Below are 10782 nucleotides of genomic sequence, written 5' to 3' on the forward strand. Positions count from 1 at the left end.
CTCCTGAGGGTTACTCAAATATTTCGACTGCTTCCTTTAATAAGGAGGCAGGTAAATCAATCGATAGGTTTTGTGCTGTGAAGGCGTTTAATAAAACTTCAGGCTGATCAGCTATTCCCACCGGAATGGTGCCGACCGGTTTCCCACTGAGGATTTCCGAGGCTTTTGCTGCGCAGGCCCGGCCTAATTGATAATGGTTGGCTACCAGCGCCCCTAGGGCGCCGGCGGATACATTGGGTGGATGGGAGGCTATGACCGGCAAGTTTAAGCTGTCTGTATAGTATACAATGGAAGCGAAATTTTCTTCGATAATGCGTCCGATTGGCAAGAATAATGCATCCAAATCGGCCGGAAGCAGATCGGGCAGAGTGGACAAGTCCTCTGGCCGGTCAACGGGCAGTAAAACCAGTTCAAACGTCCCCTGATTGGCGTCGGTAATGTTTTTTACTTCCAGGAGGGCATTACTGTCGGCGGAGTGGTACAATACACCGAGCTTTTTGGCTTGTGGCAGCAGACGTTTGATAAAGTCCAGCTTGACTTCCGCCTTTACCATGCCGGCGACACCGGTCGCCTTACCGCCAGGATTTGCGAGACTTTGGACCAATTTAGCGCCCACCGGATCAAAGACAGGCGTAAAAACAACAGGCACATAGCCCGGTAAATGCAGTGCGGCCAGTGCGGCCGGTGTTGAACAGGCAAAGCATAAGTCAAGGGGATGGGAGCCGAGCTTTTCAACTAAACCATTCAGTGCTTGGGTATTTCCATCTGCATTGTAATAATAAAATTGTGCGGTTATGTTGAGGCTGGCTAAGCCGGCTTTGAAACCGCGTACCGCATCATCAAGATTTTGGGTTAACTGAAGAATGCCAATGTGGAACAAGATAGTACACCTCTTTTTTACGCATAGTAACCTATAAAAATTCCATACGGGATAGAATAATACCTGCAGGAATAGACAAAATTTGCGTAGATTTGTCAGGAAAAGATAATAGTTTTAAAATTTAGAAGGATTTTATAAGAGGACTATGGAAGTAACAATATTTCAATGTGATATATACCTTGTTGCTAAAGCTGCTCAAATTGATTCTTTTTCAGGCTAGTGCCTCATCCGGTGGGAGATGTAGTATTGAATCGGGAATTTTTGCCGTAAGGCAAGACGGAGAGGCGCGCATATCGGATATATGTAAGCCGATGACACCGAAGGCTGACGGCAAAAAGGCCGGTGAACTGCTACAGATTTCTGCCGGATGGGGCAATAGGGTAAGTATTTATTACGTAATAAAAGGTGATATTCATGGATTTTGTTCATCTTCATGTACATACGGAATATAGTTTGCTTGATGGAGCCAGCCGGATCAAGGATTTGATCAAACGGGTGAAGGAACTTGGCATGACTTCTATTGCCATCACCGACCACGGTAGTATGTACGGCGTGGTTGATTTTTATAAAGCGGCAGTTAAGCAGGGGGTTAAGCCGATTATTGGCTGCGAAGTGTATGTGGCGCCTCGCTCACGCCATGAGAAGACTGCTGTCGAGGGAGAAGCCTATTATCATTTGATTTTGCTGGCTGAAGATAATGAAGGCTATCGTAATTTGTTGGAGTTGGTATCCCGGGCAAATACGGAAGGATTTTATTACAAACCGAGAGTCGACCGGGAGCTTTTGCGCACCTATCATAAGGGGCTTATTTGTCTTAGTGCCTGTATCGCCGGCGAGATACCTGCCCTGCTGCTGCGGGGGGATGTGTCGCGGGCCACGGACCTGGCAAAAGAGTACCGGGACATATTTGGACCCGATAATTTTTTCCTGGAATTGCAGGACCATGGTATACCGGAACAAAAACAGGTCAATCAGCAGTTGATTGATATGTCCCGTGAACTAGGGATTGAACTGGTTGCCACCAATGATCTTCACTATATAAATAAAGAGGACGCCGAGTTTCACGACGTGTTGCTTTGCATCCAAATGGGAAAAACTGTAGATGATACGGCGCGTATGCGTTTTCCTTCGCCGGAATTTTATCTAAAAAGCACGCAGGAAATGGCCGACCTGTTTCCCGGCCACCCGGAGGCACTGACCAACACTTGTAAGATTGCCGAGCGCTGCCAGGTCGATTTTGATTTTAATACTTTCCATCTGCCGGAATTTCCGGTGCCGGACGGGCTGACGGCCGATGCCTATTTGCGCCGGCTATGCCAGGAAAAATTGCCGCTTCGCTACGCTGATATTACGGAAGTAATTACTGAACGGCTGGTCTTTGAACTGGATGTCATTCAAAAAATGGGATATTCCAGCTACTTTTTGATTGTCTGGGATTTTATCAATTATGCCAGACAAAACAACATTCCGGTAGGGCCGGGCAGAGGTTCGGCGGCAGGCAGTATTGTCTCTTATCTTTTGGGGATAACGAATATTGATCCCCTGAAATACGGTCTGCTGTTTGAACGGTTTTTAAATCCTGAACGGGTAACCATGCCTGATATCGATATTGATTTTTGCTACGTTAAGCGCGGCAAGATTATTGAGTATGTGTCGGCACGTTATGGCGCGGACCGGGTAGCGCAGATTATTACCTTTGGTACCATGGCGGCTAAAGCTGCCATCCGGGACGTAGGCCGGGCGTTGAATATGTCCTATGGTGAAGTTGACCGGGTTGCCAAGCTGGTACCCAATGAGCTGGGCATTACGCTTAGTAAAGCACTGCAAAGCAGTACGGAATTGAAAGAAGCTTATCAGCAGGAACCGGCAGTGACCAAGCTGGTTGATCTGGCGATGGCGGTAGAAGGGCTGCCGCGTCATGCCTCCACTCATGCGGCCGGGTTGGTTATTGCAAAAGAACCGTTGACTCATTATGTGCCGCTGCAGAATTCGACCGAAGGATTTCTTACCACGCAATATGACAAAGACCGGGTTGAAGAGATCGGGCTATTAAAGATGGATTTGCTGGGGTTGCGTACCTTGACTGTTATTGGTGATGCATTGACCCTTCTGAGTGAAAATCGGAATATTCACATTGATATAGACAACATTCCGCTTGTCGATCAGGCAGTCAATGAAATGCTGGCCAGCGGCGATACGGCCGGCGTGTTTCAGATGGAATCAGGCGGCATGACCAACCTGGTAAAAGACTTAAAACCGGAGAGCTTTGACGACCTGATCCCGCTGGTTGCCCTGTACCGTCCCGGTCCTCTGGGCAGTGGTATGGTTACCGACTTTATTGAGGGCCGCCATGGCAAAAAGAAGGTTACTTACCTGCATCCACGGCTGGAGACGATACTGAAGGATACCTTCGGCGTTATTCTCTATCAGGAACAGGTTATGCAAATCGCCTCCGAACTGGCGGGTTTTTCACTGGGACAGGCTGATTTGCTCCGGCGCGCCATGGGCAAGAAGAAGCACGAAGTGCTGGCTGCACAGCGCGAGAACTTTATGAAAGGTGCCCGTGAACGGGGAATTGACGATAAGCTGGCGACGGAGATTTTCGATCTGATGGCCCATTTCGCCGATTACGGATTCAATAAGTCCCATAGCGCCGCCTATGCCTTGGTTGCCTATCAGACCGCTTATTTAAAGGCTCATTATCCTTGTGAGTTTATGGCGGCGTTACTATCCAGTGTCATGGGCACGAATGATAAGGTGGGCTTCTATATTGAAGAATGCCGGCGGATGGGAATTCGCATTCTGCCGCCGGATATCAACGCCAGTCTGGCCGGCTTCAGCGTAGATGACAAGGATATCCGCTTTGGTCTGGCGGGAGTAAAAAATGTAGGGGAAAACGCTATCAATAACTTATTATCTGCCCGCCAAAAGGGCGGAAAGTTTATTTCGCTGGTTGACTTTTGCACTCGGGTGGATATGAGGGTGGTCAATAAACGGGTTATTGAAAGTCTGATTAAATGTGGTGCCTTTGATTCGCTAGGCGCCAAACGATCCCAGCTTCTTCAGGTATTGGAAAAGGCGGTGGATGTTGCCGCAGGCCGCCAGAAAGATCAGGCCAGCGGCCAGCTGGGTTTATTTGGGGAAGAAACGCTTCAGCATGTTGATTCTGTCGCATTGCCGCCGATGGAAGAACTGGCCTTGGATCAATTGCTGGCCTATGAAAAAGAAATGATAGGTTTTTATGTTACGGGGCATCCTTTAGATAAATACCGCGATAAGATGAAATCCTTGGTGCCGATCAGCCAGCTTGCCGATTGCCCCGACGGTAAAGTACTAAAACTAGCCGGTCTTATTAGCAGCGCTAAGCGGATCAATACAAAAAGTGGTGACATGATGTGCTTTCTGACGCTGGAGGACTTTACCGGCCAGGTAGAAGTGATTGTTTTTCCCCGTCTCTTTCAGCGAAAGGGAGCCATTCTTGCCATGGATATGCCTGTGGCGGTCATTGGAAAAGTCAACAACAATGAAGAAAGCAGTAAAGTCATCGCGGAAGATGTCGTGCTACTGGACCAATTCGGTCCTGAGGTGAGAGTTAAAATCCGCAAAGAGCAAGAAAATCCAGAAGTATTTGCTGACTTGAAAAAGGTGTTTGCCAATTTTCACGGTTCGGCGGTTGTTTATTTGCACTTGGTTGACAGCCGGCGTGTGATTAAAACCGAGCCGCAATATTGGATTGACCCTTCACCGGATGCGACAAAGGCCATTGAAGCTGTCTTGGGCGATCAGGTTGTGAATATTATTTGATAAAAGATGTTTTATTGCAGAAATATAAGTAGATTTTTGTGGAATCATTTCAGTGAGTGATGATATAATTGACAATTGTAAAAGGGAAAAAGGACCATGAAAATCATAGTATGTGTCAAACAAGTGCCTTTGACCGGTGATGTCGCCCTTCATCCTGAGAAGTATACGTTGCTGCGGCAAAGTGCCTTGGGGATGTTGAATCCTTATGATAAAGAAGCTTTGGAAACGGCATTGGCTTTGCGGGAAAAACATGGCGGCCAGGTATATGCCTTATCCATGGGGCCTGAACAGGCCCGGGAAATCCTTCGTGAGTGTCTGGCTATGGGGGCTGATGCGGCTGTTTTGCTAAGTGATCCTTGTTTTAGCGGCTCAGATACGCTGGCGACCAGTTATATCCTGGCTGCCGGTGTACGTAAACTTGGCGGGTCGAATCTGATTCTTTGCGGACAGTGCGCTCTGGATGGCAACACGGCGCAGGTTGGCCCTGAGTTGGCGGCACAATTGGATTTTGTGCAAATTACCAGGGGGATTAATATTGATATAGAAGGCGATATTCTTACCGTTCAACGTAAAGCAGAGAATGGCTTGGAATGGCTTACCGCTTCGCTGCCGGCTCTGGTCACAATCTCGCAGGCACCGCAAAGTCCCCGGTCGCCGACTGTTAAGGGAGCAATTAGGGCTAGAAACCAAGAGATCACTGCCTGGAATGCAGCCGATTTGGCGGTTTCCCAAAATTCTACCGGTATCAGCGGGTCGCCGACCAGGGTGCGCCGCATTACTACCCCTTTTATCGATACTACAGTGCCTTGCCAACTGATTACCGAACAGACGCCGGAACAGTCGGCCCGGGTGTTAATCGGAAAGTTGCGCGAAAATCGTATTCTTTAATAGATATTTGCGAATGAATTTGCTAAGATGTAGGTAGCTTATGAGGAGTCAAGGCCATAATGGACATAGATGGTACTAACAAAAGCTGTTCTTCGGACATTTGGGTCTTTATTGAACAAGCCGACAACAAGCCGAAAGAAGTCAGCTGTGAATTATTGGGACAAGCCCGCAGGCTTGCTGCTCGGATGAAGCTGACGGTAGCCGCCGTAGTCATTGGTCATGGTGTGAACCAGGTGGCCAGAGAGGCGATCGCTTTCGGTGCCGACAAAATTTTCTTAGTCGACGGACCGGAATATGAGCATTACTCCACAGATGCCTTTTCGGCTGTTTGCACTAAGTTAATTTATACATATAAACCTGCAGTATTTCTCTTGGGGTCAACAGAGGTTGGCCGTGATTTGGCGCCGCGTGTTGCCTGTCGGGTGAAAACCGGGCTGATAGCGGATTGCACTGGAATCTATTTTGCCGCTGATGATAAACAGCTTATCTGGACGCGTCCCGCCTATGGGGAGGCTGTCGTAGCGGAGGTTGTTTGTCCGGAACGCCGTCCTCAAATGGGAACGGTCCGGCCGCAAGTCTTTGAGCTTCCGGTAAGAGACGCTTGTCGGTTGGGTGAAATCATTCAAGTAGATAGTCCGGTTCGTTTTAACGAGATTCGTACATTGATTGTAAAAACTCTGGAGGAACAATTCAGAAATAATTCGTTAAAAGAAGCGGACATAGTCGTTGCAGGTGGACGAGGAGTTGGGAATGTAAAACAGTTTTTGTTGATAGAGACGCTGGCTAAGAAGTTAGGCGGTGTGGTGGGGGCCTCGCGGGCCGCCGTAGATGAGGGCTGGAGTGACCCGGCCTGTCAGATAGGACAAACGGGTCAGATTATTAAACCGAAATTATATATTGCCTGCGGAATTTCCGGATCCGTGCACCATCTTGCCGGAATTGCGGCGGCAAAGACGGTTGTGGCGATAAACAAAGATCCTAAAGCGCCTATTTTTAAGCGGGCTCATTATGGGATAGTCGGTGAGGTCGAACAAGTTATTCCTGCCTTAATTGAACAACTATCCTGATTTGTCATCGATATGTTCGCAATATTTCCGGTAAAAAGGGGAAGTAAGCAGGAATACTGTTTACTATGGAGAAAAGCATTTTATATATTTAGTTATTCAGCTAGCTAAGCTGTAATTGGTAGGAGGCGGCAATATGTGGATAGCCATATATATAGCAGCTAATCGCGCTCAGGCCGAGATGTTAAAAAATTTGTTGTGCAACGAAGGCATTCTTGCTAATGCCAGACCCACCGGAGTAGCATCAGCCCTCGGTGATGGGATGTACGAAATATTAGTATTAGAATCGGAAGCGGATGAAGCTCATGCCGTTCTCTGTCAACATGCGGTGAAATAATTAAAGAATATTTTTAGTGCGAATAGTTTGAGATTTTTACGTTAAAGATTACTTGAGGAGAGTGTGTATATGTTAAAAAAGACAAAGATTATCTGTACAATGGGACCGAGTACAGAAAAGGCCGGTATTTTGGAAAATATGATGGAAGCGGGAATGAATGTCGCCAGATTCAATTTTTCGCATGGCAACCATCAGGAACATGCCGAACGTATTCAATATGTGCGTGCAACGGCAGCAAAAACCGGTAAGACGATTGCTTTGCTGTTAGATACAAAAGGGCCTGAAATGCGCCTGGGTATGTTTGCCGAAGGTAAAGTAAAATTAGTTGAAGGACAAACCTTTGTCCTGACAAGTGAGGAAATTCTGGGGACTACGGAACGGGCTATGGTTAATCACAGCATGCTGCCGCAGGAAGTTTCTCCGGGCAACCAAATCCTTTTGGCCGACGGCCTGGTTTGTCTCAATGTGGAGGCTGTTAAAGGAAACGATATTATTACCACCGTACTGAACTCCGGTGAAATCGGCGACCGCAAAAGAGTGGCTGCTCCCGGCGTAAGCCTTAATCTGCCGTTCTTATCCGACAAGGATGTTTTGGACATTCAATTCGGTATTGAACAAAATATGGACTTTATCGCCGCTTCTTTTGTACAGCGGGCGGCTGATGTGCTTGCTATCCGCAAGGTGCTGGAAAATGCCAAAGCGCAGATGGATATCGTTGCGAAAATTGAAAATGCGGAAGGCGTAAAAAATATTGATGAAATATTGAAAGTTGCCGACGGCATTATGGTGGCTCGCGGTGATTTGGGTGTGGAAATTCCGGCCGAAGATGTTCCGGTAGTGCAAAAACGTATCATTGAAAAATGCAATAAAGCTGGAAAACCAGTTATTACGGCTACCCAAATGCTAGAGTCCATGATCAATAATCCGCGTCCTACCCGGGCGGAAGCCAGTGATATTGCCAATGCCATTATGGATGGCAGCGATTGCATTATGCTCAGTGGCGAAACCGCACAGGGCAAGTATCCGGTGGAAGCGGTGGAAACCATGGCCCGTATTGCGCTACGTATTGAGGCCGCTTTGAATTATTCCTCCATTTTGTTGGCCAAGGGAATTGTACCACAGCGTACAACTACCGATGCAATCAGTCATGCAACCGTACAAATTGGTCATGAGCTGGGGGCGGCGGCCATCATTACCTCCACTCAGTTCGGTCACACGGCGCGGATGGTGTCCAAGTACCGGCCGTCGGCCAATATTGTTGCCGTAACGCCTTTTGAAAAGACCATGCGCCGGCTTATGCTGTTGTGGGGCGTTATTCCGGTACTGGGGGTTACCTCTGAAAACAGTGATGAAATGGTAAATAATGCGGTGCAGTACGCATTGGCCGCCGGTGCGGTTAACGATGGTGATTTAGTAGTTTTGACCGCCGGTGTTCCAGCCGGTATGACCGGTACGACCAATATGATCAGGGTTCATATCGTGGGCAATATTCTGCTCCGCGGCACAGGCATCGGACAAAAGGCAGTTACGGGAAGAATCTGCATTGCCACCTCGATCAATGACGTTCAAAATAAATTGCAGCCCGGTGATATTCTGGTTGTCCATAGCATTGATGAAGAAACCGCACCTTATGCTTCGAAAGCTGCTGCTATTGTGGCTGTGGAAGGCGGACTCACCTCGCAGGCCGCCATTGTTGGCATTAGCTATAGTATACCAGTGATTGTCGGTGTAGATGGTGCTACCGACCGCTTGCACGATGGTTCGACCGTTACGGTGGACGCTGGCAGGGGACTGGTATTCCAGGGAGAAATAAACGCACGATAAAAGTAAACTAAGTAATAGATTGTCAGCCCGGAATTTGGTTTCGGGCTGACTCTTTAGTAAAGAGAATCTGATGAGGGTGGGGGCGGTTATGTCGGCCGTGTGGATAGTAGCATTGCTATGCAGCGTTTTTACAGTTTGTTTTATTGCGCTCTTCTACATACGGTTTATGCGTTTGGAACGGCGTATAGAACGTGTGGCAGCAGCGCTGTCTGGTAAAAAAACGAAACGGCAAGTCTCCCGAAGTTTGTCTAAAGTTTACGGCTTTATTAATGAAGGCATGATCAGGGAGAATGATATTATTGTCTATAAGGCTGCGGAATTGCTCAAGACAGCCTATGCAGAAGGGATGCTACGCAGTGATGAGCCTATCCGCTTGATGGGTATTGTTGTCAAGGCAATTCATGCCGGTCGGTATAATGCTGCTGCTGCTTTACTGAATACCTTCCGCCCCATGCTTTTGCAGTTGCCGGCGCAGCATTTTCCGGTGATTGCGGAGCAGTTTGTATTGATTGCAGTCGTTGCCTTTCGTGCTAGGCAACATTTTTTTATTTCCCGCATTGCGGATTATGTATTTTTCATTTTGCAAAATAAAAGTCTTGTGAAGGCTAATGCCTCTCACATTTTTGATATTTTGCGGGTTTTGAAGGTGTTAGGTTTACTGGCTTTACGGCGAAAAGATTTTTCGTTATTTCGGGAAATCTGTAAATGCTGGAGTGAAAACCTGCTTACTTATGAAGAACATGAGGTTACACAGGCTGTTTTGCAGGTTTGGACAGCCTGGCTGCATCGGATTGTCAAAGTAGAAAACCAGGACATGTTTGATTTGATGGTAGAGGGAACCTGGCAACTTTTCCGGGCGGGGCGGCTAACCGATGAGGATATCAATTATTTGGTCTTGGAATGGCATAAGCAAGCGGGTATTGCTTGCTTGAATCCTTACAATCCGCTTGCTGTGGGAATTTTGCGGTTCATGTTACAACTGGCTGAAGCAAAAGCTGATTTGTCGCTTTGGACCTTAATCATCCGTCAGACGGCCCAAGTGATAAAAACAGCTATTGTCCAACGCAGTTTCAGGGATGCATTTTGTGTGTTTGTGCCCTTATTGGACGCGGGTCGTAAGCTTTTTATTATGGAAGTAAAATTTGGCGAATATTCCGATGGATTTCGTCAGCAGGTATTGTTCCAAATCCTGAAAGAATGCGTAATGCTGGTGGCTTATGTTGCGCGGCAGGATTACACTGTTTTGCAAGGAGAGTGCATCAGGCAACTCAGAGCGTGGTGGCTTGAGATTCCCGAGTATAGTGGGCGAAGAAAAACAATTTCAAAATTTTGTCAGCTTCTTTTTGCCTATTGGACTAAGACCCATCATAGACAGGCTAAAAAAGAGAGAACGGCAAACGACCCGCTCCTGGAACCGCAGTTCTTGACTGAACGAGAGAAGGAACTGTTCTTTTTTCTAAGGAGCTACTGATTAATTCGCACTGAGCGTCCTGAAGGATCTTTTTCCGTTTGGCTCTGTCAGCAAAACCTTGCAACTGCAACAGCCCAATGATTCCTGCAGTTTTGCTTGCTTGCCAGATAAAAAATCTCTAATCAGGCCGGCAAGATCATTAAATCAGCGGTTCCTAAAATAAAAAAGCTTGGCCGGTCTGGACCGCCCCAGGAAAGATAGACACAAAAGAGAAAAGCCAATCGTAGAATATCTTTGTGTTAAGCCGACTGACGCCGTTTTCGGATGGCGTCAGTCGGTAGTTGATTTGGAAACGCTCGAAATTGTAAAAATGGATGTAGTCGTCAATCAGTTCCTGAGCCTGTGTTAAGGTTTGGATCTTCTGGCGGTGAATGCACTCTGCTTTGAGAATAGAAAAGAAGTTTTCAGCCATAGCATTATCGTAAGGATTTCCTCGTCTTGACATGGAGGGCATAATGCCATATTCTTTAGTCAGGTTGAAATATGCTTGTGAGGTGTATTGAAACCCCTGGTC

General features: G+C 47.3%; 8 protein-coding genes. 6 read left to right on the forward strand and 2 right to left on the reverse strand.

Going from position 1 to position 10782, the window contains the following annotated elements; all coding sequences use genetic code 11:
- Positions 1-10 precede the first annotated feature (10 nt).
- Entirely contained in the window at positions 11-880 is an 870-nt protein-coding gene (locus BMW43_RS18280; RefSeq protein WP_091751176.1) for an ABC transporter substrate-binding protein, read from the reverse strand.
- A gap of 414 nt (positions 881-1294) precedes the next feature.
- Here BMW43_RS18280 and BMW43_RS18285 point away from each other — a divergent pair, with 414 nt between their 5' ends.
- From BMW43_RS18285 to BMW43_RS18310, 6 genes are all read left to right on the forward strand, one after another.
- The gene (locus BMW43_RS18285; RefSeq protein ID WP_091751179.1) at positions 1295-4684 is read left to right on the forward strand and encodes a DNA polymerase III subunit alpha; all 3390 of its coding nucleotides are present in this window, start codon (positions 1295-1297) and stop codon (positions 4682-4684) included.
- A gap of 96 nt (positions 4685-4780) precedes the next feature.
- Positions 4781-5572 (forward strand): electron transfer flavoprotein subunit beta/FixA family protein, encoded by a 792-nt coding sequence (locus BMW43_RS18290; protein ID WP_091751181.1) that lies wholly within the window; start codon positions 4781-4783, stop codon positions 5570-5572.
- Positions 5573-5631: 59 nt separating this feature from the next.
- Positions 5632-6639: an electron transfer flavoprotein subunit alpha/FixB family protein gene (locus tag BMW43_RS18295; protein WP_091751183.1), complete on the forward strand. Its 1008-nt coding sequence runs from the start codon at positions 5632-5634 to the stop codon at positions 6637-6639.
- 133 nt (positions 6640-6772) lie between these two features.
- A complete protein-coding gene (locus BMW43_RS18300) occupies positions 6773-6973 on the forward strand; it encodes a putative signal transducing protein (protein ID WP_091751185.1) in 201 nt (66 codons plus the stop codon).
- A 69-nt stretch (positions 6974-7042) separates the two neighbouring features.
- Positions 7043-8797, forward strand: a complete 1755-nt coding sequence (gene pyk, locus BMW43_RS18305) for a pyruvate kinase (RefSeq protein WP_177173670.1) — start codon at positions 7043-7045, stop codon at positions 8795-8797.
- Between the two features lie 88 nt (positions 8798-8885).
- Positions 8886-10268 carry a hypothetical protein gene (locus tag BMW43_RS18310; protein ID WP_091751192.1) on the forward strand — a complete coding sequence of 461 codons (1383 nt, stop codon included), beginning with the start codon at positions 8886-8888 and terminating at the stop codon, positions 10266-10268.
- A 154-nt stretch (positions 10269-10422) separates the two neighbouring features.
- Here the strand turns inward: BMW43_RS18310 and BMW43_RS21405 are convergent.
- Positions 10423-10782, reverse strand: a 360-nt coding sequence (locus tag BMW43_RS21405; protein WP_218140728.1) for an IS3 family transposase, incomplete at its 5' end; no start/stop codon positions are given.

It is taken from the genome of Propionispora vibrioides (assembly GCF_900110485.1).
GTDB lineage: Bacteria > Bacillota > Negativicutes > Propionisporales > Propionisporaceae > Propionispora > Propionispora vibrioides.